This window comes from Lysinibacillus zambalensis, assembly GCF_040183165.1.
Lineage (GTDB): Bacteria > Bacillota > Bacilli > Bacillales_A > Planococcaceae > Lysinibacillus > Lysinibacillus zambalensis.
Genome location: NZ_JBEGDG010000001.1, coordinates 444,694 through 468,648, shown reverse-complemented (window position 1 = coordinate 468,648; position 23,955 = coordinate 444,694). Strand labels below are relative to the sequence as shown.

Annotated in this window: 25 protein-coding genes and 1 riboswitch; of the genes, 22 read left to right on the top strand and 3 right to left on the bottom strand. The window is 35.6% G+C overall.

Annotated elements, in window-relative coordinates:
• Positions 1–53 precede the first annotated feature (53 nt).
• The 4 genes from ABNX05_RS02280 to ABNX05_RS02265 all read left to right on the top strand — a co-directional run bounded on the left by ABNX05_RS02280 (position 54) and on the right by ABNX05_RS02265 (position 4,849).
• Positions 54–827 carry an IclR family transcriptional regulator gene (locus tag ABNX05_RS02280; protein WP_349658206.1) on the top strand — a complete coding sequence of 258 codons (774 nt, stop codon included), beginning with the start codon at positions 54–56 and terminating at the stop codon, positions 825–827.
• A gap of 711 nt (positions 828–1,538) precedes the next feature.
• Entirely contained in the window at positions 1,539–1,835 is a 297-nt protein-coding gene (locus tag ABNX05_RS02275) for a hypothetical protein (RefSeq protein ID WP_349658205.1), read from the top strand.
• 627 nt (positions 1,836–2,462) lie between these two features.
• A riboswitch (Lysine riboswitch) is annotated at positions 2,463–2,647 on the top strand.
• 128 nt (positions 2,648–2,775) lie between these two features.
• Entirely contained in the window at positions 2,776–3,492 is a 717-nt protein-coding gene (locus ABNX05_RS02270) for a cysteine hydrolase family protein (protein WP_349658204.1), read from the top strand.
• 13 nt (positions 3,493–3,505) lie between these two features.
• Positions 3,506–4,849: an APC family permease gene (locus tag ABNX05_RS02265; protein WP_349658203.1), complete on the top strand. Its 1,344-nt coding sequence runs from the start codon at positions 3,506–3,508 to the stop codon at positions 4,847–4,849.
• Positions 4,850–5,616: 767 nt separating this feature from the next.
• On the opposite strand, the gene ABNX05_RS02260 is transcribed toward ABNX05_RS02265, so the two are convergent.
• Positions 5,617–6,093, bottom strand: a complete 477-nt coding sequence (locus ABNX05_RS02260) for a GNAT family N-acetyltransferase (protein ID WP_349658202.1) — start codon at positions 6,091–6,093, stop codon at positions 5,617–5,619.
• Between the two features lie 148 nt (positions 6,094–6,241).
• Here ABNX05_RS02260 and ABNX05_RS02255 point away from each other — a divergent pair, with 148 nt between their 5' ends.
• From ABNX05_RS02255 to ABNX05_RS02225, 7 genes are all read left to right on the top strand, one after another.
• Entirely contained in the window at positions 6,242–6,670 is a 429-nt protein-coding gene (locus tag ABNX05_RS02255; RefSeq protein WP_349658201.1) for a GNAT family N-acetyltransferase, read from the top strand.
• A 269-nt stretch (positions 6,671–6,939) separates the two neighbouring features.
• Positions 6,940–7,278 carry a magnetosome magnetite crystal formation protein family gene (locus ABNX05_RS02250; protein WP_349658200.1) on the top strand — a complete coding sequence of 113 codons (339 nt, stop codon included), beginning with the start codon at positions 6,940–6,942 and terminating at the stop codon, positions 7,276–7,278.
• 14 nt (positions 7,279–7,292) lie between these two features.
• Complete coding sequence (locus ABNX05_RS02245; protein ID WP_349658199.1) at positions 7,293–8,057, top strand: MerR family transcriptional regulator; 765 nt, start codon at positions 7,293–7,295, stop codon at positions 8,055–8,057.
• A 360-nt stretch (positions 8,058–8,417) separates the two neighbouring features.
• Positions 8,418–9,002, top strand: a complete 585-nt coding sequence (locus ABNX05_RS02240; RefSeq protein WP_349658198.1) for a hypothetical protein — start codon at positions 8,418–8,420, stop codon at positions 9,000–9,002.
• A 418-nt stretch (positions 9,003–9,420) separates the two neighbouring features.
• Positions 9,421–10,482: a suppressor of fused domain protein gene (locus tag ABNX05_RS02235; RefSeq protein ID WP_349658197.1), complete on the top strand. Its 1,062-nt coding sequence runs from the start codon at positions 9,421–9,423 to the stop codon at positions 10,480–10,482.
• Between the two features lie 198 nt (positions 10,483–10,680).
• On the top strand, positions 10,681–11,529 hold the full coding sequence (locus ABNX05_RS02230) for a metallophosphoesterase family protein (RefSeq protein WP_349658196.1): 849 nt from the start codon (positions 10,681–10,683) through the stop codon (positions 11,527–11,529).
• Positions 11,530–11,659: 130 nt separating this feature from the next.
• Positions 11,660–12,130: a DUF4259 domain-containing protein gene (locus tag ABNX05_RS02225; protein ID WP_349658195.1), complete on the top strand. Its 471-nt coding sequence runs from the start codon at positions 11,660–11,662 to the stop codon at positions 12,128–12,130.
• An 87-nt stretch (positions 12,131–12,217) separates the two neighbouring features.
• On the opposite strand, the gene ABNX05_RS02220 is transcribed toward ABNX05_RS02225, so the two are convergent.
• Positions 12,218–12,913 carry a hypothetical protein gene (locus ABNX05_RS02220; RefSeq protein WP_349658194.1) on the bottom strand — a complete coding sequence of 232 codons (696 nt, stop codon included), beginning with the start codon at positions 12,911–12,913 and terminating at the stop codon, positions 12,218–12,220.
• A gap of 52 nt (positions 12,914–12,965) precedes the next feature.
• Between ABNX05_RS02220 and ABNX05_RS02215 the strand changes: the two genes are divergently transcribed.
• The 5 genes from ABNX05_RS02215 (at position 12,966) to ABNX05_RS02195 (ending at position 16,560) form a co-directional block, all read left to right on the top strand.
• Complete coding sequence (locus ABNX05_RS02215; protein WP_349658193.1) at positions 12,966–13,439, top strand: hypothetical protein; 474 nt, start codon at positions 12,966–12,968, stop codon at positions 13,437–13,439.
• Positions 13,440–13,834: 395 nt separating this feature from the next.
• A complete protein-coding gene (locus tag ABNX05_RS02210; protein ID WP_349658307.1) occupies positions 13,835–14,146 on the top strand; it encodes a GNAT family N-acetyltransferase in 312 nt (103 codons plus the stop codon).
• Positions 14,147–14,156: 10 nt separating this feature from the next.
• Positions 14,157–14,636 (top strand): nucleoside 2-deoxyribosyltransferase, encoded by a 480-nt coding sequence (locus tag ABNX05_RS02205; RefSeq protein WP_349658192.1) that lies wholly within the window; start codon positions 14,157–14,159, stop codon positions 14,634–14,636.
• A gap of 13 nt (positions 14,637–14,649) precedes the next feature.
• On the top strand, positions 14,650–14,967 hold the full coding sequence (locus tag ABNX05_RS02200; protein WP_349658191.1) for a YbjQ family protein: 318 nt from the start codon (positions 14,650–14,652) through the stop codon (positions 14,965–14,967).
• A gap of 618 nt (positions 14,968–15,585) precedes the next feature.
• Complete coding sequence (locus tag ABNX05_RS02195) at positions 15,586–16,560, top strand: helix-turn-helix transcriptional regulator (protein ID WP_349658190.1); 975 nt, start codon at positions 15,586–15,588, stop codon at positions 16,558–16,560.
• Between the two features lie 86 nt (positions 16,561–16,646).
• On the opposite strand, the gene ABNX05_RS02190 is transcribed toward ABNX05_RS02195, so the two are convergent.
• The gene (locus tag ABNX05_RS02190; protein ID WP_349658189.1) at positions 16,647–17,075 is read right to left on the bottom strand and encodes a hypothetical protein; all 429 of its coding nucleotides are present in this window, start codon (positions 17,073–17,075) and stop codon (positions 16,647–16,649) included.
• A 93-nt stretch (positions 17,076–17,168) separates the two neighbouring features.
• On the opposite strand from ABNX05_RS02190, the gene ABNX05_RS02185 reads away from it, so the two are divergent.
• The 6 genes from ABNX05_RS02185 (at position 17,169) to ABNX05_RS02160 (ending at position 23,914) form a co-directional block, all read left to right on the top strand.
• Positions 17,169–18,857 (top strand): AAA family ATPase, encoded by a 1,689-nt coding sequence (locus tag ABNX05_RS02185; protein ID WP_349658188.1) that lies wholly within the window; start codon positions 17,169–17,171, stop codon positions 18,855–18,857.
• A gap of 499 nt (positions 18,858–19,356) precedes the next feature.
• Positions 19,357–19,875, top strand: a complete 519-nt coding sequence (locus ABNX05_RS02180; protein WP_349658187.1) for a TetR/AcrR family transcriptional regulator — start codon at positions 19,357–19,359, stop codon at positions 19,873–19,875.
• Positions 19,876–20,080: 205 nt separating this feature from the next.
• Complete coding sequence (locus ABNX05_RS02175; RefSeq protein WP_349658186.1) at positions 20,081–20,503, top strand: DUF3995 domain-containing protein; 423 nt, start codon at positions 20,081–20,083, stop codon at positions 20,501–20,503.
• A 41-nt stretch (positions 20,504–20,544) separates the two neighbouring features.
• Positions 20,545–21,165: a histidine phosphatase family protein gene (locus ABNX05_RS02170; RefSeq protein WP_349658185.1), complete on the top strand. Its 621-nt coding sequence runs from the start codon at positions 20,545–20,547 to the stop codon at positions 21,163–21,165.
• A 194-nt stretch (positions 21,166–21,359) separates the two neighbouring features.
• Complete coding sequence (locus ABNX05_RS02165; protein ID WP_349658184.1) at positions 21,360–22,196, top strand: D-alanyl-D-alanine carboxypeptidase family protein; 837 nt, start codon at positions 21,360–21,362, stop codon at positions 22,194–22,196.
• Between the two features lie 452 nt (positions 22,197–22,648).
• On the top strand, positions 22,649–23,914 hold the full coding sequence (locus tag ABNX05_RS02160; protein WP_349658183.1) for a polysaccharide deacetylase family protein: 1,266 nt from the start codon (positions 22,649–22,651) through the stop codon (positions 23,912–23,914).
• Positions 23,915–23,955: the final 41 nt, after the last annotated feature.

Below are 23,955 nucleotides of genomic sequence, written 5' to 3'. Positions count from 1 at the left end.
CTTTAAAGGTAATTTACATATAGGTTAATGGAATATTAAAAGAAGGTGTTTGGATGAATAATACAAGTAAAAGCTCGTTAGTGGCTGAACGTACGTTGAATGCTCTGATGCTATTTGCGAGTGAAAGATCTTTAGCTGTGTCGGATGTGGCAAAAGGGTTAGATATTAGCTTGACTTCGGCGTATAGATTAGTTGAAGCGCTAAATAATACAGGTTTTATTAAACGAGAAGAATCGAAAAAATATAGATTGAATCCACCGAATATTCTTAAATTGTATAATATGGTAGAGCAAGATCTTCGTATAATTGCAAAGCCATATATGCAAAAGTTAGCCAAGGAATTTCAAGAATCAGTGTATTTAAGTGTGATGTATAGTGACCAAATGACTTATTCATTTGTTGAGAAGGAAGAAAGCCCAATTACTTTGAAATGGGCTGAAAAGCTAGGTTATGTATATAAACTACCGACGGGAACAGCTGGGAAAACCCATCTTGCGTATTTTATAAAACAGCTGAATCTACAAGAGCGAGCAAAAACTTTAGCAGAATTAGAGCTGGATGCGCATACAAAAAATAGCATTACAACAATAGAAGGACTTGAAAAATCGTTAGAAGAAATTTGTGAAAAAGGATACTGCTATACGAATAGTGAGCATGTACAAGGAGCTATTGGTATATCGGTTCCGATTATTAATGCTTCAAATGATGCGACAGTAGCGGTATTAAGTGTATTTATGGCAGAAACAAATTTTAAAGAGAATCAATTAGAATATTATTTAAAAAAATTAAAAAGTAATGCGCAAAGTATTGGTAATTCAATTTTATAATAACTCAAAGAATTATACGGGTACTCTGATTACACTTTTTAATTAGTTTAGCGATAGTTTGGACATAGTTCTATTAAAGGGAAGATTAGCTTCTTTGTATTTATACCATATAGTGTTTGAAGAAGGTGATGATAAATATGTACATCCACAAATCTCTTTAAATAATGGGTTAAGTAAAAATACAGTAGTATGATTTCATTCCAATGGTGGTCGATTGTTTCCTGAACTGACAAACCTCACTAGTCCTAATTCTTAAAGATTGTCAATCGATTAAATCGTAGGGCCAAACGCTCCCTTTCCTTGAAAAATTACTGCTAGCGATTGATTCGACAAAGATTACGGTAGGTAGAACAATGCGTGTTGAAAAAAATTAATTAGGAGTGAAGTAAAGGTTGCGAAAGAAAAGGATTCACTGATTGAAAGCGGTAAAGTTTTTGCATACTCTTGCATATTTAAAAATGCAAAAGAATCCTGTGAAAGATTCTATAGAGACAAGCTAATCATTTTTTCAGATTTGTGGAAGCGTATGAGGGTTCAACTTGCTAGTACAACATTTAATCTTTATGTAAGTGAAAACCTTTATTATGATAGTATTGACCGAGGTTCTTCCAGTAGTAGAATTCGTCCTTTTTCGTTACATAAAGGATTGAAGATATTTTCGAAGAAATTATATGATGAAAAATTTGTTGAAATTTTCTATGGAGGCGTACTATGAAGACGGAAATGATTATAACCGTAATTATAATTTTAGGAATTGTAATTTTAATAGACAAAATATACAAAAAAATTAATTTGGAAAATTATTCTCCTGTTTGGGAGTATTTTTCTAAAGCAATTCTCTATGGGTTTATTGCTAGCATTACATTATTCTATGGAAAGGAATCACTAAGAGATGTTAATCCACTAGAATGGGCCATCATTGCAGTTTCAGCAATAGAAGGAACAGGTAACTATATTAATTATGTAAAAGAGTCAAAAAGCAGAAAAGAAGAAAAAAGAAAGATTTGAGGTAATCAAGTTTAGATACATAATGAAATAATTCTTCAACTTAATAGAGTCGCTTATCAAAAAGGGATTGCCTAGTGTGGCTGCTGCAACCTTTTATTACTGTTTAATATCATGATGTTTTTAGTAGCGTAGAAGTAAAATTATATGCTCAATAAAACTGAATATAATTTTAGAGGGTGCCTTTCTTATAGCTGGTAATATAAGTAGGGCATTTTTTGTGTATTAATAGACTACTTAAATAGAAGCTTGTTTTTCTGAGAATTTTTTTACTATGTTTAGATAGTTTTTTCTATAGGACAAACATATTTTTTAAAATTGCGTGGGGGGTATCCCTCCCACTTCGAACAATTTTATACTGCGTTAGTCGCCCCCGGGGTCATGAATCCACTATGATTTATGGTAGCCCAAAATATTCCTAAAGGGGTGGATGCCGTTAGGTGAATAATTAAATGCTTATACAATTGTTGATGTATATTGGGAAATAGTTATTGTTTAAAGTGTTTAGATTGTCATTTTTGTGGTTGTGTGCGATAAATCTTATAAAAATATAGTAGATTTTAAAGTTGACATATAAAAAATGTAATAATATAATTATTTCAAATAATTAAATAAGCCTCACTTTTCTGATAGTGAGGTAGAGGCGCGGCAGTTAACAGTACCTAATGGAGTCCGAGAAGATGAAGAAGTTAGATAGAAGGAAGTGTCGCCGAAGTATGTGATGAGTTCTCGCCATCATATACTGGGTCTGTAGCGAATAGTTGCAGGACTGTCTTCGTAAGCATACGTGTTTATGAAGTTGTGCTATCTCTGTTTAGACAAACAGTGGGAATTTTAAATGGTCGATTCATTTTAGAAATGAGTAGGTCATTTTTGTGTTAGACAGATTCTTTTGCACAAAGAGTCTGTTTTTTATTTATCTATATATTTTGGAGGGGATTTTATGGATAATACATCAACATTATACTATGAATTTTTACCGACTGACGGTCAAAAAATAAACGTGAACCCTGATAAAACAGCATTACTAATAGTAGACATGCAACATCAGTTTATTAGCCGAGACGGATTAGACGCGCAGGTTGCAAGAGAAAAGGGCATGTTTGATCAGTGGGAATACTTTTTTGATCGTATCGACAATTTAACGATTCCGAACAATAAAAAGCTTTTAGATTTTTTCCGTACTAATAAATTAGAAGTAACATTTGGTCGCATTGCTTGCCATCATAAAGATGGACGAGATCGTTCTCCTGTACAACGCCGGACAGGATGGAACAATATTTTATTGCCAATCGGTGACCCAGGAGCGGAGATGGTGGATGAATTAAAGCCTCTTGATGACGAAATTGTTGTAAATAAAACGACAGATAGCGTATTAAGTGGTACGAATTATGAATTTTTACTGCGTAATATGGGCATTGAAACAGTAGTTTGTACAGGTGTTGTAACAGATCAATGTGTTGCTTCAACAGTTCGAAGTTTAGCTGACGCAGGATTTGAAGTTATTTTAGTTGAAGATGCATGTGCAGCTGCAACGCAACAGCTTCATGATGCTGAAATTATGATTATGAATCAAATTTATTGCCAAGTGATGAGTACAGATGAAGTAATTGATATAGTAACGGAAGAACTCTCAAAACGCGAACCAATGAATCTATGAGAGGAAATGGACTATGAGTCAAACACCAAATGATCATACACCACAGTTAAAGCGTGTTTTAACATTAAAAGATTTAGTCATTTATGGTATTGCTTTTATGACACCGATTGCGCCAGCTTATATTTATGGCTTTGCAGCAGAGTCTACAGGTGGGATGTTGCCATTAGCCTACTTGATTGCTATGGTTGCAATGATGTTTTCTGCATATAGTTACGGTCGCATGGCTGCTGTTTTTCCAAATGGAGGATCAACTTATACATATACCCAGCGTGCAATCAATCCGCATTTAGGTTTTTTTGCAGGTTGGGCAATGTTTATGGATTATGTTTTAGTGCCACTCATTGTATTCATGGTAGGTGCTTCATATGCGAATGCATTAATACCAACTGTTCCGTATTGGGTATGGGTGTTATTAATTGCAGGTATTATAACTACTGTCAATATTCTAGGTATTGGCATCGCAGCAAAAACAAATCAAATCCTCGTTATGTTTATGGGAATTGTAGTCGTTATTTTTGTGATTTTTTGTGTAAAGACAATTGTCGGTGCGGAAAGTAATACGTCGCTCTTTACTGTTGTACCGTTTTTCAACGATGAAAAATTCGTTATGTCTGCAATTATTTCTGGTGCAGCAATGGCCTGCTTCTCATTTTTAGGGTTCGATTCGATTACAACACTTTCAGAAGAGGCAGTCAATCCAAAAGAGGATATTTGGAAGGCAGCTATTTTAGCTTGTTTAATCGGAGGACTTATTTTTATTGTGCAAGCATATGTAGCTCAGCTCGTATGGCCTGATGTTACAAACTTTAGTTCAGCTGATACGGCTTTATTTGATGTAGCGGAAAAAGCAGGTGGTGCAGTTCTTGCAACTCTTTATACGGTTGCGATTATTGTATCAACAGTGACAGCTGGTTTAACAGGACAAGCAAGTGCATCTCGTTTAATGTTTAGTATGGGGCGTGATGAGGTACTTTCGAAAAAGTTTTTCACACATTTACATCCAAAATATCAAACACCGGTATACAATATTTTATTGATGTGTGTGATTAGTGTTTTAGGAGCGCTGTTTTTATCAGCAAATTTTATAGCAGAATTAATGAACTTTGGAGGCCTAGCAGGATTTATGTTTGTCAATTTGTCAGTGATCGTGTATTACTTCTTCCGTAAAAGAGAAATGAAAATAATTCGATACTTATTAATTCCAGGGCTAGGATTTGGTATTTGTCTCTACTTATTTATTAATTTATCACCGATGACATTGAAGGTAGGCTTTATCTGGCTTGCAATCGGTTTTATCTATGCTTTTATTACAACGAAAGGCTTCAAAAAGAAACCACCAACATTTACGGATTTATAAAATACCGAAAGAGCTTAGGGTGAATTTCTACGATAAGTCAGTTATCTAGTATTGGTAATGTTTATCGATATTAGGTAGCTGATTTATTTTTATACAGGAATATCTTATACGAAAGTAAAATACTCGCAGTATAGAAATATCTTCACTTACTGGTATAGGTGTATAACTTGAATTTTTAGCTTGTTGTTTCCATATGTAGCTAAATAGTACCGAGGTAGCTCAATACATGGCAATTTAAAACTTTAACATATAAATGTAGGTGTGTTATGCATAAAAGTAATAAAATTAAAACTGGCCTTGAGGAATTCCTTATAAATATTCAGAATAATATAGCCAGTACTGTATATCAAAGGATTTGAGGCGGATGAGATAGCTAACAGGTTATCTAAAGATATAATAAAAACATTTGGGTTCGACAAGGGCATTAGCTGAAGTAAAAAACTGTTTGAAGATAAATAAAAAGGCTGGCTCTACTATGGTAGTACCTAGCCAATTACTTAAACCCACCAGCATCCATGTGTTGCCACATACACTCCACACATGTAGAGTGTGTATCGAAAACCTCCCTTAATAATCCCTCACATCCTTCTTCGATGAGTTGTGTTTAGAGGATCAACTCCACAATTCATAAGCAGTTTGCTGCATTATCTCTCTGAGCTTTTGTTAGGTACTCCACAGCATTCAGATAGACGATCAACAAGGAGATATGCTATAAGGGGAGAACAAAAAAATCACCCATGTCATGAAGAGTGATTTTTGAAAATCTATTAAAGGTATAGGTTCATAACAATTTGCTCGCCAATACGTCCCATTCTTCTTTCCCCGTTATCGACAAAGCCAGCTTTTAAATACAAGTTTTGAGCCGGAATATTTTTATGATTAACGACTAAAACGACTTCATTACAATCTTTAAATTTTCTTTTAATAAATTCAGGCAGTGCAAGCATCCCTTTTTTGGCATACCCATTTCCTTGTTGTTTATGGTCAATAGATAATGCAGTAAGCAGCATAGCTTTTGGATTAGTAGAGTACTCTTTTACTCTATCAGTTGCATGCAGGACAAAAAATCCTACAGGAACATGGTCACTCAAAATAACAATCGGATATTGTCCAACCATTTCTATAGAAATCTCTTTTGGAAGGGTAGTAAATTGACTTTGTTCTGCTGGAAGGTCAAAGTCATTCAAACTATCCACAAACTCTTCAGAGAAATGTACTAATTCAATGGTGTTCGTTTTTTGCATAAAATTGCCTCCTTTTTTATTATTCTAATACCAGAACAAGTGTTCGTCAAGAGACTTGGTTTATAAATGCTTTAATTTGATGGTGAAATATAGTAAGCAATACACATATATATTTAAGGAAATGACAAACAAAATGGGGGAATGAAAAATGTTATTACTTACATATAACGTAGAGGAAAACGAGCTAACAATGTTAAAAGAAGTTTATCAATCGGTAGGGTGGATGAAACATGACGAAAGCATAATAAGAAAAGTTTTCAATGCAAGTACACACAAAGTTTTCGCAGTAAAAGATCATCAAATTATTGGATTTGCGAGAGCTCTTTCAGACGGTGTTTTCAATGCCGTAATTTATGATGTTGTCGTACATAGAGATTATCAAGGAAGAGGAATTGCCAGAACTCTTTTAGATGACATCATTCAGCAATTAGGGGATGTTTCTTGTATTCAGTTAATTGCAACAACTGGAAATGAATCTTTTTATGAAAAGGTTGGCTTTAAAAAGTTGAAAACTGGTATGGCGATATACAAAAATCCTCAACTAGCCGAGGAGTATTTAGAAAGAAATAATCCTTGAGGAGGAGAATGATTTTAGTGAGTCTTAATTCAGTACAAAAAAAGCTGTAGCGTACGGCATCGCTACAGCTTAATATTGTCTTGCTTAGGTTAGTCAGTAAATGAATTATATCATACAATACTGAAAACTAAAAATAACAACAGCTATTTATTACATATAAATTATTTAATTGAATTTGTCCTTGAATCTCTAGTAGCGTCACCTTTTATGATGAATTTAGTTACTCATCAAAAGGTAACAATCAAAAAAGCTATTGGAGGAACGGCACAATGAAAAAAGAGAGTTTATTAAATAGAGGATTGGCAAGTTTAATGCATCTGTTCTCACTATTATTAACCTTTATTTTACCAATTTTGGTATACTTAGTATCGAGGGATAAGAATAAATATTTTGCTGACCATGCAAAAGAAGGGATGAACCTTCACTTTACTTTCTTCCCGATTTTTTTGTTATTAACTTTTATTTCTAAAAAATGGAGCGCGGTTTCAATGATTTCTTTTGCACTTATTATTCTTGAAACAATACTAATAGTAGTTGCTGCAATTTATACTTTAAATGGAAAAAAGTTTTCTTATCCCGTTATACGATACTTTAAAGTCAATCATTAAGGAGAGAATAATTTGTGGGGAAAGGTATATTTACGATAGGTGAGCTTGTACAAAAGTCTGGTGTTAGTATTAGAACCCTACGCTATTATGACAGTATAGACTTACTGAAACCAAGTGATTACACAGAGGGTGGACATAGACTATATTCTACAGAGGACCTATCTACTTTACAAAACATTAAGTCATTACAGTTTCTAGGCTTGTCGCTAAAGGAAATTAAAGATATGCTGCAAAAAAACAAGATTAAAGGTGAAATTATCTTAAAATCTTTAAACAATCAAAAACAGTTGTTTGAAGCTAAACAACTTGAAATCATAAATATATTAGCCGATTTAAACCATCTTATTGAAACAGTGAAAGATGAAGAAGTTATCAATATCGAGATATTTTGTGCTATGCTACAAAAATTAATGTTTGCTGAAAACACCGAAACATGGTTTAAAGAACACTTTTCAAAAGATATAACTGATGAATTATTTAGTATAAATAAATCTGAGGAACTCGATTTAGATAGAAAATGGACTAAAGTTTTATCAGAAATTAAACATTTAACGTTTACAGACGCTATACCTTCTTCAAAAGAAGCTCAAGAAACGGTTAGAACACTTCTACAGCTTATGAATGAAACCTTGAAAGGGAATTTAGATTTAGTTGAAAAAAAGCTACCATTTACAGAAACATTCAAATTTCCAAATCCTTTTACAGAACAGGAGCAACTATTTTTAAAAGAAGCAATAAGTATATATCAAAATAATTGTCAGGAAACGGTGAAGAATTAAAGTATAATCAAGCATGAAAACGCAGATTGAAAAAATGGATAGCATGGAAATTGTGCCCCACTTGTGACTAACAATTGGGGTACAGACCATTATTAGTTATCTAATAAACAATTAGCTCTCAAACTTTCATCACACCCTTCTATAATCACATTTCCTCTCGTACATACATATACTTAAGTACTCAGTGTCACACATAAGAATACGATTCAAAACATATAAATAAAGGTGGTTTAAAAAACTCTAAAAGCATTTACGAAAAATTAAGAAAATATTCAGTTTTTACTAAGAAAAAATATAGTATCATAATATATACTTATAAAAACAGGAAATTAATGAAACCGATTGAATATTTAAAACGTATTGGTAGTAGGAAAGAATATTGAAGTAGGTGAGGAAATGGCACACACCATTTACATAGTATTAACAAAAACAGGTACATTATTATCAAAAGCTATAGGTATGTATACTGGAAAAGAGATGAATCATGCATCAATTGCTTTTGATGAGGAGCTCTTTGAAATGTATAGCTTTGGACGTCGACAATTAAACAATCCTTTAAGTGGGGGGTTTTTACGAGAAGATGCCGTCAGAGGGCTATTTGAAACAGCTGATTGTGTCATTTATCGTTGTAAAATATCCCATTATCAATACTTAGAGATGATGAAGATCGTACATTATATGTATTGGAATCGCGATCGTTATAAATATAATTTTATTGGGCTCTTTGGCGTTATGATGCAAAGGGAGGTTCGAAGAGAGCGCGCCTATTTTTGTTCGCAATTTGTGGCGATGCTTTTAAAGGTTGGGGGGCTGAATGTTTATCAAAACCCAGCATTAATGACCCCCCATTGCATTTCACAATTACCTTATTTAGAAAAAGTATACGCAGGGAAGCTTGCAGACTATTTACAAAGTGTGCGTTCACCAGCAATGTTATACGGTTAAGGACAAACCTCGAATCATTTTAATTATTTTTACCTTCGCTATTGATAACGCCTCGGCATATTTAGATATCGTCGAGGCTTCACTTGATGGTCACTCTAGGCCGAAGTCGATACAGATTGGCATTGGATATAATTCTTAAGTCCCGATAATTAACTCGACATCCTTCATCGATTAATGAACATTAAACTATTCTGTTATAAAATTAAAGGTAATCAAGTTGGGTATTATTCTCTTTGGAGTATATTATATACTTTAAAGTAGAATCTGAAGTGAATATATTAGTAACGAAAGTGAAACGTCAGTTTTAGAAGTCTTCCATCTCAATAGTTGGGAGATGAATAGAGTTTAAGTTACTTTTCAGCGGGTGTCCAAACATCCACTAAAAGGAAGTTGAAAAATACATAAAGGGGCGTTATGGATGAGTGAAGAATTAAATACATCTGGCTGGGATGCAATTGATGAGGAATTATTAAAAATTTATGGGGAGCAAGAGCCGAAGCATTATGGAACCGTTATTCCCTATTTATTAGGGGGCGAAGATCCGCTTGAAGGAATCAGTGCCTATAAGAGTGAGACACCAGTTCCACACTGGCATTTTGTCACTTATGGATTTTCCGAGTTATATGAGAAAGAATCAGAAAATGCTGAATACAGCGGATATGGGTTTGAGTTAACATTTCGTCTTGACCGAAAAGAAGATGAGGTGGAGCCACCAGCATGGGCGTTGAATTTGCTACAAAACATGGGAAGATATGTGTTTAACAGTGGCAATGTTTTCAGATCAGGTGATTACTTGGATGCTAATGGTCCAATCTGCCAAGGGGCAGACACGCTTTTAACGGCACTTGCCTTTACGATAGATCCCGAGTTGCCTGCTATTGATACACCGAATGGACAAGTAGAGTTTATTCAAATGGTCGGTATTACAGGTGATGAGCTTGAGGCGATGCAAACATGGAATACAATGGGTGTGCTAAATGCAGGTCTTGAATATATCCCGAGCTATGTTACTGATTTATCTCGTGCATCTCTTTTACAGATTCCATCCATTGCAGGAGCTGTAGAAAAAGGAATGGAGGAAGATGGCTCTAGTACCGGCTTTTTATTCGTAGACCAACTAGCTTGGGAACAGGGCAAAAAGGGATTGTTCAGCAAACAAGCTAATAAGTTAACGCTAGGGGCAAAGCAAGCGGGAATAATCGGCAAGCTATTACGCGGACGGATTTTAAAAGAGAAAAGCCTAACCTTAGTTAGTCAAGAATTCCGTGTTGTATTTGAGCCGGGTGAAAAATGTGGGTATAACGTGGAGGAAACGGATGTTACCATTACTTTAAATGACAAGGCAGTTATGGAACTCCATCAAAGCTTGATGCCGCAAGAACAAGAGTTTGAAATATCCTCTATACCGGGGCTTTCCATCCAAATTGCAAAAACAACTATTAAAGATCAGCAAGGAAACGTTGTGGAAACAATCGGATGATAAAAAATAGTCTCCCACTAAAACGAACTGAAATCCAAATGATGTGCTTTGGGTTCGTAGTGGGAGATTTTTAACGTGGAAGAATCGAATCTAATGCTCCAAAAGATAAGTTTGAATGAACTAGAAAAAGAGAATTTATTATTCGAATGAAAAGATGAAGTACTACTTTGATTCCTATCTGTAAGGGGAATGTCTTAAATGAAGAAACAGACAAAAAGAGCATTGAAAATCGTTGATATTGCCAAAGAGCCTTTAGAGAAATTACCATACATTACTGCTGCATCAAAGGGAGCGGGTATTTCTTATGAATGGCTTCCTGTTTATTGGGGAGAGATGTTTGAACTGCCAGAAGAGCTGGATGCGATAATTATTGCTTCTGATTTACAAGGAATCGCAGGTCATCATCAAGAAACGATAGAAGAAGTTCCAAAGCTACTGGGTGAGGAACTTGCGGAAGTGCTCTCCCTTTTGTTTCAAATCCATTTACCAAATTTGGACCCAGCCAAAGTGATGGTTTGCTTATGTGGAGATTTATACACTGATCTAACCAAAAGAGGTGCTAGCGGTAATCCTCTGCCTGTATGGAGAGCTTTTCAGAGTCAATTTGGATTTGTCACAGGCATCGCAGGAAATCACGACCTATTGACGAATAAGGAACAAGTTGAATTGGATTCTACCTCAGGAATACATTTCTTCTCGGATGGGGGTACGGTCATCTATGCAAATCTTGCAGTTGCAGGGCTTGGAGGAATCATCGGTAAGGGAGATAAACCGAATCGTATGGGAGAAACTGATTATTTGGCAAAACTCAGAGACATTTTAAGGCATGTTCCCGACATCCTGCTACTGCATGAAAGTCCGAAGATTAGCGCACAAGGTCTACCTGGTAATCCACATATTTGGAATGAACTACAGAATGCTGCTGAGCTTTTGGTTTGCTGTGGCCATGTTCATTGGGATACACCACTAGTTGAAACGAATGATGGGTTACAGATTTTAAATGCGGATGGACGTGCTTTTGTTTTTACTGCTGCGACACTAAATTAGAAATGAATTACTTAATGGGATAGACAACTCCATAATGTCTATGATTCTAGATTCTCTCATAGTTAATAGGAAAGCAAAGGGTAGGACATTTGGAAGAATTGTTATATTTTAAATATGAAGGAGTTTTAATATGGGAGCATGGGGATATAAGCCATTAGAAAGCGATGAAGGCTTGGATGTAGTTGATTTTTTAGAGAACTATATCCAAAATAATGCAGAATCAAATCATATAGAGCTATCAGAGGTTATCAATGCGATGAAACGAGAGGGTTTTTTTGGGAAAAGCTTCGATGAAATTGATTTCCTTTTCGATATAAGTGCGATGGCGCTTGCAGAGCTTTATGTAATGTATCTTGATACAGGGAAATTATATGATGCAGAAGACGAATTTGAAAAAATACACTCAATAAATGTGGATGAGGAATCATTGAAGTTTATATTAAGATATTTAAATGATATTAGAGCTGAAGTTCCAGATGCTGATGGTATTAGGGAAATCGTTGAATTATGGCGTGAATCAGAATGCTGGATTGAATGGAAATCTAATTTAGAGTTGCTATTCAGTAGAGTTGAAAAAGAAATGATCCATTCTTTAAAGTGATATTAGAATGGACATTTCATCTTTATGTAAAGAGCTTATTTCTCTTTTGAAAATATTTATCAAGAGAGGACAAGTTCTTTACTTTTACTACAAGGGAACAGAGCTACGCAATAGCTTATTTAACTCGTCTTTAGAAATGATTTTATTTCCCCCGTATACGATGTCATAATGAAATCCCCATTCTCCCAACGCAATAAGATGGTGACGTTCATTTTTCTTTTTGATGAGAGCCCATGTTCCTAAATCGCTTTCCGTACTTGCACTTATCAATATCCATTCGTTGTAATGTAACACATATATATCCCTAAACATCTGAAAAGAATCCAAATGACTAGAACCGTTTGAATCAGACCAAATATCGCAAGCTTCTTTTAAGAGAACAACATTCAGAATTCTGATTTCAATCCAAGGACATTCATCATTTCTAGACAAAATCTGCTCAAAGCTGCAATTTACAAATGCTGAGGAATTGATTTCACTAGGATGCTCTTTCCATCCGTTAAAGTATGAGAGGGCAGGCATAAATAACATCCAAAAGCTTTCACCTACTGTCATCTGAAAGGGATAACGGACCATTACGATCCTTCTATCTCCTTTGAGAGGTGGATTATTTGATCGTGCCCATATTTTTTCATCAAGAGAAGGTAAATTACTGGCTTGAAAATCGGACCACTCAATGCCCGCCTCAAATCCTACGACTTCGAAATTATTTTTGATTAATTCTAGTTTATCAGGTATTTTATTACATGTAGAATATGGAAAAGCTATACCGTTATCATACATAATAAATCACCGTTTCATTTTGTTTTATTAATTGTAAAAGGAGAGATTGAATTTGCATTATGAATTTTGGATTATGACATCGATTTCAGAACTAGTTCATTATCCCGACGAATGGAAAGATGAATACATACCTCACCCGAATTTTAAAACGATTATGGATGCGATTGGTATTCGTGCACCAATCGAGGATATTTACGAACGTTATTTTAACCAGCCTGTACATACTGGTCATGTACTAGTGTTTTCCAATAAACATGAGCCAGGTACATGTATTGTTTTTGACACTTATCGAGACGCAATGGACCAGAGCGATATGATTAGATTCGGATGGAGAATCAGTGGAAAAGAAGCTATTGAATCAGTAAAACAATTATCAAGGCGCCTTTATGATGAATGCGAAGATGCTACCATATTCTACAAGGAAGGTCAATGTGTTCTTTATGAGGTACTGAAAGAAGAACGTTATCCTCGTAAAATTTATTATAAAAAGGTATTTAAACAGCAAATCAAAAGGTACATAGTTTGAGATAACTGTCTTATTATCTCAAACTATACCAAATATGTATGATTATTATCCTTGATTTACGGGAACGGGGCATATGTTTTTGGTAAGTAAACCAAATACCCAAAGCAGGTCAGTTAACGTGTTCGACGACTGGAACTAAGGATAAAACATAGCACTTTATGAAGATTGCTATGAATTTTCTTTAACTCAGGTTAAACCGTATTGCATTGTTCAACCTTAAAGTTAAACCTTTTTCTGCTATAATTAATGACAGTTGAGATAGGGGTGATAAAGGTGTATATCGTTACAATTGAAGGTGTTCCATATGATTGGCTGAAGCGATTACAGAAGATTCATGCACATGTATTTGATGGAGCAAATTTACACTAGAAAAACTTGAAAATAAAGAATGCCTCATTTGTTTATTAGCTATAGAAGATGAGGAAATCATAGGCTTTAAAATAGGCTACACACATCCGGATGGTGTTTTTTATAGCTGGTTAGGTGGTGTGCATGAGAAGAAACGTGGTCAAGGAATTGCCAGTCAATTAATGAAGCGGCAGCACGAACATCTACATTCACTTGGCTTTAAAAAAATTCGTACATATGGTAGAAATGAGCGAAAAGCAATGCTCATCACAAATATTAAACACGGATTTGATATTGTCTCAACTTTTGTGGATAAAAAAGATCAACATAAAATAGTGTTTGAAAAAATATTGGAATAGGAGTTTTAACATGAAAGCATACTTAGCAAATGGATTATTTTCTTTAGGAGATCGTTTAGTCAACGAACAGCTCGCTGCCGCAATTAGAGAGGCAGTACCCGGTATCGAATTATATGTACCACAGGAGAATGATGCGATAAACGATAAAACGGCCTATGCGGATAGTTTGGCGATTGCACAAGCAGATTTAGAAATGCTGCAAAATAGCGATGTATTAGTAGCTGTTTTAGATGGTGTTGAGATTGATTCAGGTGTAGCAGCAGAAATAGGTGCATTTGCGATGCTCGATCGCCCAATCGTAGGTGTCTTTACAGATGTTCGTCAACAAGGTCGGGACAATATGATGAAAATAGAGGCACTTGTACGCGATGGAATTGAAAATCAGTTTGTTTATCGTAATTTATTTGTTATTGGTTTAATTAAGCGTACGGGAGTGATTACGACTTCCATCGATGAAGCTGTTCAAGCGGTTCAAAAATATAAAAAATAGGAGGAGTTTTTGTATGTTATTATCAACAACAGATATTGTGGTTGGAAAAGAAATTGTAGAAACACTCGGCTTAGTAAAAGGTAACTCTGTACAATCAAGAAATATTGGACGCGATATGATGGCGGGACTTCGTAATATTGTTGGAGGAGAGATGAAGGAGTATGCAGAAATGCTCGTTCGCTCCCGAGAAGTTGCTACGCAAGCTATGGAGGAAGAGGCAAGACGGTTAGGGGCAAATGCCATTGTTGGCGTAAGATTTTCCACGTCATCTGTGATGGATGGCACATCAGAGGTATTAGCATACGGAACAGCAGTAAGAGTAAAAGAATAACGGGTAAGGGCTTCAATCAACGAGGTTGGAGACCTAACTAATGTATTCACTTTTTGCAAAGATATGTTGTTGATGCCACTAAGTCGCACTGCGCTTTCGCGCATGAAAAACATTGTTGAAATTTAGTTTCGTTTTAATATTATTAATTAGAATGAATAACATGCCAGAAGATATATGATAAAAGAAATGGTTGATTGGAGTGGAGGCTGGGCGACTCCTTGGGGATAGCGTCACAGATGAGACCCTGGAGCGAGCTTAGCGAGTGAAGCGGCTCATCGGACTTGCTCTGTGCGAAAGCGAAGCGACAGCAACAAAGCGCCCAGCCGGAACGGAAATCAACACCTCGCTCTATACATTAATTTCATAGACTTAATCGTGAAGGGCTTCAATCAACAAGGTTGAAGCTCTTTTTTATTTGCCACTACGGAATTAGTTGGTAAAAATAAAGTTAATTATAACAAAAGTATAGTATGTTTAGTCTGCATAATGGTTATTGTTTCTAATTAGAATACACCAATTATACCAAAGTTATAGAAAAATTATAGTTAAAAGGACTAATAGTGTCCAACTAATTTTGTATAATAGAGTTGTAACTATGAAGAAAGAGTGGGATATACGGTGGATTCACAACAAAACAAAGGCTATCGTGTCATTTCGATGTTTGACAGACTAATAGATGGTCGAGGAATTAACAAAAAACAAGAAGCATTTACACATAATGTTGGAGAAAAAACAATACAACGGGATTTGAATGAAATTCGAGCGTATTTGGAAAAAGCTAAATTGGATAGTCATTTAGAATATGTTCGGACCGAAAATGTGTACAGGCTGACAAATACAGGGGAAAGTAATTTATCGAAGGAGCAAGTTTTAGCGATTGTAAAAATTCTGATCGAATCAAGAGCGCTGCTAAAATCAGAAATGAGCGATATTATAGATAAGCTTATTTCGATTGTTGCAGCCGATAAGCAGGAGTTTATTCGCAATATTATTTTAAATGAAAAGCATTTGTATGTAGATTTACATCATAAAAAGTCTCTATTGTGTTTAATTTGGGCTCTGTCAGAGGCAATTCAAAAAAAGAAAATCATTAAAATTGATTATTTACGTGAAGGTGAAGCAATTCCGACAGAAAAGATTTTAAAACCACTCGCCGTTATTTTCTCAGAATACTACTTTTATTTAATTGCTTACGATAATAAGGTCGAAAAGGATTTGCCCATTGTCTATAGAGTCGACCGTATACAACATTTACAAGAACTCGAACAAAAATTTCAAATACCCTATACCGAACGTTTTCAAGAAGGAGAGTTCCGTAAGCGTATTCAGTTTATGCAGGCTGGCGAGCTGTTACGTATGAAATTTATCTTTAAAGGAACATCCCCGCAAGCGGTTTTAGATCGCTTACCAACAGCAAACATAGTATCTAAAAAAGATGAGCATTATTTATTTGAAGCAGAAGTTTTTGGACATGGTATTAAAATGTGGCTGCTGAGCCAAGGGGCAAACATTGAAGTGCTAGAGCCAATTGAGCTTAGAGAAGAGATCATTGAAACGATTCAATCGATGCAGGAAAACTACCGCTATATATAATAAACAAAAGCAATCCACAAATAAACGATAAAAATCCGCGTAGAATCTAATCGAAGCGGATTTTTACCGTTTAAGAATGAAAATATCTAAAAAAGATCCTCAAAAAAGGTCATATTAAATTGATCTAAAAGCTTGTAATCTTTCATATAGTTTTCCTCATACAAATAAACGAATAAATGCTTTGAGTTATCTAATCGTATGCCTATTTCTAGGTTATCACTATTACGTAATGTTAGCCAATAAGCCTCGTCATAATCTGAATTGGAAAAATAGACTTTTCGAAGTGACTGATCTTCAAATTGCTGCATTATTTGATTGATTGTAGCTACATCTGTAATAGTGATTGTTTTGTTATCAGAGGAACGGATCAATTCAATTTCATTAATTTGTTCAATATCAAATCGTTCAATTACCTCCTTATCAAATGTTGAATCGCGCGTTAAAAATATGGTTGAAGCATATAAGATGAGAAGAGGTAATAGGATGCCGATTAATATTTTGTATCGTTTTTTCATGTTAAACTCCTTAAATTCTGAAAATTTGTATATATGTATTCTTTCCCACGCTATAATTGAGCATATACTGAATGGATAAAGGATGGCAACAAAATGACGCATAATCATGAAGAAAAAGAGATATTGTATCCAGATGGTACATTAATGTATCGTGGCGGTGTGAAGAAAAATGACTTTGGTCATGACATTTATGATGGAAAGGGTACGCTATTTGACCAAGAAGGTGAGCTTTTATTCGAGGGAGAATTCATCAACCATATGAAGCAAGGTAACGGCATCATGTATTTAAAAGGCCAAATAATATACCAGGGCGAATTTATTCAAAATAAAAAACAAGGTAATGGTATTTTATATAAGAGCGGTCACGTATATTACGAGGGGCAATTTCGTAATGATTTGATGGAAGGTTATGGGGTTTTATATTATGAGGAAGATGGTATTGCCCCATTTAAAGAGCTTCGTGAACTGTATCCGCATTTAAATCAACCACAATATGAGGGTGATTTTGTTCATGGCATGAAGAAAGGCAAGGGAAAGCAATACTATCCAAATGGTTTTTTACAATATGAAGGTGATTTCATATGGAATCATATGCAAGGGGCAGGAAAGCTGTATTATGCATCAGAATCTCCAAGTGCTGAGGAGCTTGCAAAGGGTGTAACATCCCTTCTGTACGATGGCTATTTCTTTGAGGATTTGAAGCATGGAAAAGGTAAGAACTATTCCAGACAAGGTGTACTTGAATCGGAGGGGCAATTTAAAGAGGATGCTATGACAGGACAGGGTACTCTTTATTATGCTAATGGACAAGCTTCTTATATTGGGGAACTTGTAAATGGAGCAAAGCACGGTCGAGGAGATTATTTTAATAAAGAAGGAAAAATTATTTATAGTGGTGAATTCATTAACGATGAACGTTTACGAATAACGCCAGAAATAGAACGAGAGATTGAAAAATTACAGAAGCAGCTTGATGGGCTTGTAGGACTTCCTAATGCTAAGAAGGAGTTACATAATTTAATCAATTTCATAAAAATTCAAAGCTTGCGTGTCGACCATGGTTTAACAAGCTTCCCAATCACCTATCATCTTGTGTTCTCCGGAAATCCAGGTACAGGAAAAACAACAGTGGCGCGCATTATAGGCCAAATATATAAGCATCTTGGTGTGCTCTCTAGCGGTCATTTTGTGGAAACGGATCGTGCCGGCTTAGTAGCAGGGTATGTTGGTCAGACGGCTTTGAAGGTCCAGGAAGTTGTGAATAAAGCTAAGGGCGGCGTGCTCTTTATAGATGAAGCTTATTCACTAATTCATGATAAACAGGACGCATTTGGTAAAGAAGCAATTGATAGCCTATTAAAGGCAATGGAGGATTTACGTGATGATTTAGTTGTGATCGTTGCTGGATATACAGAGCTCATGGAGGGATTTTTGCTCGCTAATCCAGGATTTAAGTCGCGCTTTAATCACTTTGTGCAGTTTGATAACTTTAGCACAAATGAGCTTTATGATATTTTTGCCATGCTATGTAAAAATAATGATTACCAGTATCGGGACGTATTTGCACACCATATGAAGGAGCAATTACATCAAATTCCCGTCGAATCCATTCCTAACTTTTCGAACGGTCGTTACATACGAAACTTATTTGAAAAACTCGTGACTATTCAGTCAAACCGCTTAATTCAACAGAAAGACGTTACAAGAGAAGAATTAATGGAGTTTACAGAGCAAGATATTTTACTAGGTAAAGCAGAAAATCTATTTGCTAATACATTTTAACTTATTTCAGCGGGTGTCCAAACACTCGCTGAAATAAAGGAACTCAGGCTAAGTGGCATCTACTGAGTGACCAACGTCGTGTTGTTGCTGCCGCTGCGTTAGCACTACGCTTTCGCACAAAAAACATCTGTTGGGCCCAAGCCTCCGGCGAATGTCACGGAGAATCGGAAAGGAGTTCTTTGCAAGCATAAAGCCGATTCCGGACGCATTTTGCCGAGGCATGATTCATAAGTTATCGTTGAGGCCAGGAATAAATTAAAATTTAGCCTCAGCTATTTACAAAAAAATATGATCAATAAAATGAAAAAAGGAGAGAAAGATGAAAAAACTTTTAGCTTTTATATTAATATGCGCTTGTATTTTACCAAGGGTAATGAACATAAATATTACGATCAACAATAACATTAAAGTACATAAACAGAATGATAATTGACAAAAAATGAAAGTAGTAGTAATCTAGCTAAAAACATACGCAACCGTATCTTATTGGAGAGATAACATGCAATTAACGAGGGAAGATTGGATAAAAGCAGGGCTACAACAATTAGCTGATGAAGGAATACATAAAGTTCGCGTCGAAGCACTTGCTCGATTGTTAAAAATAAGTAAAGGGAGCTTTTATCACTATTTTCGTGACCATCAAGAGCTGTTAGATTCTATGTTTGACTATTGGGAAGTACATGCAACAAAGCTCATTGTTCAAAGTATGGAGCAACCGGATGCCTCATTAGAACAGCTATTACAAATTAGTTTTAATCGAGATAAAAAGATGGAGATTGGCATTTATACTTGGGCAAAATATGATGCTGTTATTGCAGAACGCTTAGTGAATATTGAAGAACAAAGAATTTCATGTGTTGCGAAATTGTATCAAAAAAAGGGTGCAGACAATGCTGAATCGATTGATAGAGCGAGACTTGCCTATTTAACGTATGTAGGATGGATGACAAGGTTTGAAGAAAATCCTAATTTTGATATTGATAAAATGGTTGAACTTTTAACTTCTTTCAGCGGTTGACAAAATATCTGTTTTTGCTGTCGCTACGTTAGCACTACGCTTTTGCACAAAATTTTATGACCGAATCCGGCCGCAATTATGCCGGGAATAATTGAATACACGATTTTAAATGTCCCTAATATAGTTATAGAACTTGAAGGGACAAATTTAACCGTATAACATACGGTGACGTATGTTATGGAGTAACGACATTGGAGGCAACTATATGCAATCAATTTTACCGTTAATAGCTGTGGGGTTTCTGTGGTTTATCAGTTTGTTGCATGTGTATTGGGCTTTTGGAGGGCGATGGGGTTCTGCTGCTGTAATCCCAGTGAGAAAGGGAGAGTATAAACCTGCATTTACGCCGAGAAAATGGGGCACATTATTCGTAGCCATTCTTATTCTATTTGCTAGTATCATTATCGTTGTGCAAGGTGATTATTTACTGGGCTTCAAAGCAAATAACCTTTCAAAAATCGGAAGTATTATCTGTGCTATCGTTTTTACTATTCGGGCGATTGGTGATTTTAATTACGTTGGATTTTTCAAAAAAATAAAACATTCACAGTTTGCTAAATACGATACTTGGATCTACAGTCCATTATGTTTGTTCTTTGGAATTGTCTATATCTTATTAGTATTTTAAAATAAGAGACAGATCGGGAGAATTTATAGGGGGAAACAATAATGAATCAAACGATTTACTTACTCCGTCATGGGGAAACGGAATTTAATACACAAGGACGATACCAAGGAGAGCTCGATACTTCATTAACAGAAATGGGTGTACAACAAGTACAACAGAACGCACAAATGCTGAAAAGTTTAATTGGAAATCCTGATGAATGGAAAATTGTGTCGAGTCCATTAGGAAGAGCGATGCAAAGTACTGAAATCATTTGTGAAACAATAGGATATGATGTGAAAAAGGTTGAAAAAGATGAACGATTAACAGAGGTTGCTGTGGGACAATGGGCTGGGTTAACAACGAAAGAAATTGAAAGTTCTTGGCCAAACCTTTTTCAAAATACAAATGTGTATAACTGGTATTTTAATGCGCCTAATGGAGAAGCTTATGACTCGGTAGTGAGCAGGCTAAGTACTTGGTTAAAAGACATTCAACATGTACCAAATGTGATTGCTATTTCCCATGGTCTAACAGGTCGTATTTTACGAGGAATTTATGCAGATTTAAAAAAGGAAGACGCACTGAAGCTAGAAGTGTCTCAAGATGTATTTTTTAAATTAACGGATAACACGATCACTAGAATATGTTCAGATTTTGATGATGTTTATCTTCATTTATAATGTTTTTTCACGAAAGTGTAGCGACAGGTACAGAAGACTCCTACCTTTGAAGGTGGAGATGAATAAAGACAAAGTCTCCTGACGCAATTACACCAAGGCGAAATTAATTAAAAAACCTTAAAAATTTCTTCATAAATTTCCTACAGGAATATTCATAAATGCCTCCTATTATAATGAGTGGGGGGCGTTTTTTTATGAAGAAATTTGTCGTATTTTGTTTTACATGTGCGGTTGTATTCTTTTTTTATTTTACAAATAACTCAACGGAACAAACCGAAATAGAGCTACCTTCGTTGCATAGTAAAAATGCGTTGTTGCTGAATGCAAAAGGAGATATATTGTTCGAAAAAAATGCAGATGCCATTATTTATCCTGCATCATTAACGAAAATTATGACAGCGATTGTTGCCATTGAACTGACTACTGATCTGCAGAAGCAAACAATCGTTGAACCACAAACGATTTCTAAATTTACTGCTCAAAATGCTTCCATGGCTGGCTTTAAGGCAGGAGATTTTGTGACGATAGAGGATTTATTATATGGTACATTACTTGCTTCTGGGGCAGATGCTACAGGAACACTTGCGGATGCGATTGCAGGAAGTGAAGAATCATTTGTGACATTAATGAATAATAAAGCACATGAATTAGGGTTGAATGATACTCATTTTGTGAATACCAGCGGATTACATGATCCTGCTCATGTCTCCAGTGTACGAGATATTAGCAAGCTGTTTCGTTATGCTATCGAAAATCCTATCTTTTATCAAATTTTGACTTCAAAAAGCTATAGTACTCATGTGCCTAATGCATTAACGATAACAAGCTCACTTTTGACCAAAATACCAGGCGGAGAAGGTGCAATATTGGGAGGGAAAACGGGCTATACACCTGAAGCGGGTCTTTGCTTAGCGTCAATAATCGAAAAAGATGATAAACGATATATATTCGTGACGACGAATGCGGATGGGCAGGCCTGGACACCACCATTCCATATTGAAGATGCTCTGACAGCGTACGATTCGCTGTAGGGAAAAATATGAAGAAATAACAACTTTTTAATCGTTTCAACCGTCTTCTTAATAGGGAGCACACATAAACACTTGAAAAAAGGCGTCTTGGGAGCCTTTTTTCGAAATATATGGGATAGCTAGGGAATACAATCGATCAGTTTTTGATTTAAGAGGGGAGGTGTTATGTGATCATTGAAAGTTTTTTAGAAAAAAATAAGCAAACAATTCAACAATATGCCGTATTTTATTACTTGATTGGAGTGGAGGTTGGGCAACTCTAGGAAAGCGCCTAGCCCGAAATGGAAATCAATCCTACGTTATACTGTGTTCCATTTTTATTCACAATAACTAGTTAATTCCTACTATTTCCTGGTACAATCTATTAATCTATAATTAGAGTCGAATTCTATACTTTAATAGAAAAAGCACATGAGAAAAGACATCTGTGATGAAAAGGGCGGTGTAGAACAATGAAAAAACTTTTACCCTTTGCAATTATTTTGACATTTTTAATTAGTTTTGTGTTTGTAGATAATGAAGCTGCAAATGCTAGGGGTACATCTGTTATTCAATCAGTAGCTAAAGACACAGCAATTTATGAAGAACCTTCCGTAGAAAGTACCGAAATTGGTCAAATAACGAAAGGTAGTTATGTAACAGCTACACCTGTAAGTAAGAAATGGACTCAAATTAAAGTGCAACAGCTAGAGGGATATGTTGAAACGGCAGCATTAGTAAGCACTACACCTGAAATTTATTTAGTGACGCAAAAAGGCGGAACATCTTTATTTACATATCCTAGTCCCAATGCACAAAAAACGGGACTGCTAAATGAAAACAGTATTATCTTTGTATATGGATCAGCACCTGGAGGTTGGTCATTTGTTCAATATGGTCATCAAACAGGCTATGTTGCAACAAACTCTTTAAAGAAACCTGTTGCGACAACAAAACGAGTAAATGCTGCTAATGGCGCCGTGCTTCGTTTAACTGCTAGCCCAAATGGCGAGATTCTTGGTACGATTGCTAATAAAACAGTCGTTCAACAGTACACAACGCTAGTTGGCTGGGCTTATGTAGAAGCAGGTGAACAAAAGGGCTATGTGAAAGCTTCAGAGCTGGCAAATATCCAAATACCTGGTAATAAAATATATAACAAAGGTGTACCAGTAGCGAAAGGGGAAAAGAAACGTGTGGCTTTAACATTTGATGATGGGCCAGATGCAAAAGTTACCCCACAAATTTTAGCGACTTTAAATAAATATAATGCAAAAGCAACATTTTTTATGGTTGGGCCAAACGCCTCTAAAAACTCAGCAATCGTAAAGAAAGTTTATGAGGCAGGTCATGAAATAGGTAATCATACATGGAACCATCCAAAGTTAACAGGCTTATCGCCAGCAAATGTTAAACAAGAGGTTGATCGAACTAGCAATGCTATTTATGCATCCATCGGTCAATATCCAACGGTTTTCCGTCCACCATATGGTGCAGTGAATGATAAAGTTCGTTCTGTCATTACAATGCCTTCTATTCTATGGTCAATCGATACATTAGATTGGAAGCATCGCAATGCTGATAAAATATTAGCGTCTGTGAAAGCATCAGTGAAAGATGGCAGCATTGTTTTAATGCATGATATTCATCAAACGACAGCAAATGGTTTGGAAAATGTAATTCTTTACTTGCAAAAGCAAGGCTATGAATTTGTAACTGTTAGTGAAATATTACAATAAACTATAGGCAATAAAATAAGGCCGTGTAACTGTCTAACTAA

Coding starts and splice junctions, on each gene's coding strand:
- ABNX05_RS02190 (WP_349658189.1), bottom strand. CDS start 17,075: ATGAAAAAACGATACAAAATATTAATCGGCATCCTATTACCTCTTCTC.
- ABNX05_RS02180 (WP_349658187.1), top strand. CDS start 19,357: ATGCAATTAACGAGGGAAGATTGGATAAAAGCAGGGCTACAACAATTA.
- ABNX05_RS02260 (WP_349658202.1), bottom strand. CDS start 6,093: ATGCAAAAAACGAACACCATTGAATTAGTACATTTCTCTGAAGAGTTT.
- ABNX05_RS02280 (WP_349658206.1), top strand. CDS start 54: ATGAATAATACAAGTAAAAGCTCGTTAGTGGCTGAACGTACGTTGAAT.
- ABNX05_RS02200 (WP_349658191.1), top strand. CDS start 14,650: ATGTTATTATCAACAACAGATATTGTGGTTGGAAAAGAAATTGTAGAA.
- ABNX05_RS02235 (WP_349658197.1), top strand. CDS start 9,421: ATGAGTGAAGAATTAAATACATCTGGCTGGGATGCAATTGATGAGGAA.
- ABNX05_RS02160 (WP_349658183.1), top strand. CDS start 22,649: ATGAAAAAACTTTTACCCTTTGCAATTATTTTGACATTTTTAATTAGT.
- ABNX05_RS02220 (WP_349658194.1), bottom strand. CDS start 12,913: ATGTATGATAACGGTATAGCTTTTCCATATTCTACATGTAATAAAATA.
- ABNX05_RS02275 (WP_349658205.1), top strand. CDS start 1,539: ATGAAGACGGAAATGATTATAACCGTAATTATAATTTTAGGAATTGTA.
- ABNX05_RS02255 (WP_349658201.1), top strand. CDS start 6,242: ATGTTATTACTTACATATAACGTAGAGGAAAACGAGCTAACAATGTTA.
- ABNX05_RS02265 (WP_349658203.1), top strand. CDS start 3,506: ATGAGTCAAACACCAAATGATCATACACCACAGTTAAAGCGTGTTTTA.
- ABNX05_RS02270 (WP_349658204.1), top strand. CDS start 2,776: ATGGATAATACATCAACATTATACTATGAATTTTTACCGACTGACGGT.
- ABNX05_RS02165 (WP_349658184.1), top strand. CDS start 21,360: ATGAAGAAATTTGTCGTATTTTGTTTTACATGTGCGGTTGTATTCTTT.
- ABNX05_RS02230 (WP_349658196.1), top strand. CDS start 10,681: ATGAAGAAACAGACAAAAAGAGCATTGAAAATCGTTGATATTGCCAAA.
- ABNX05_RS02225 (WP_349658195.1), top strand. CDS start 11,660: ATGGGAGCATGGGGATATAAGCCATTAGAAAGCGATGAAGGCTTGGAT.
- ABNX05_RS02250 (WP_349658200.1), top strand. CDS start 6,940: ATGAAAAAAGAGAGTTTATTAAATAGAGGATTGGCAAGTTTAATGCAT.
- ABNX05_RS02185 (WP_349658188.1), top strand. CDS start 17,169: ATGACGCATAATCATGAAGAAAAAGAGATATTGTATCCAGATGGTACA.
- ABNX05_RS02205 (WP_349658192.1), top strand. CDS start 14,157: ATGAAAGCATACTTAGCAAATGGATTATTTTCTTTAGGAGATCGTTTA.
- ABNX05_RS02175 (WP_349658186.1), top strand. CDS start 20,081: ATGCAATCAATTTTACCGTTAATAGCTGTGGGGTTTCTGTGGTTTATC.
- ABNX05_RS02170 (WP_349658185.1), top strand. CDS start 20,545: ATGAATCAAACGATTTACTTACTCCGTCATGGGGAAACGGAATTTAAT.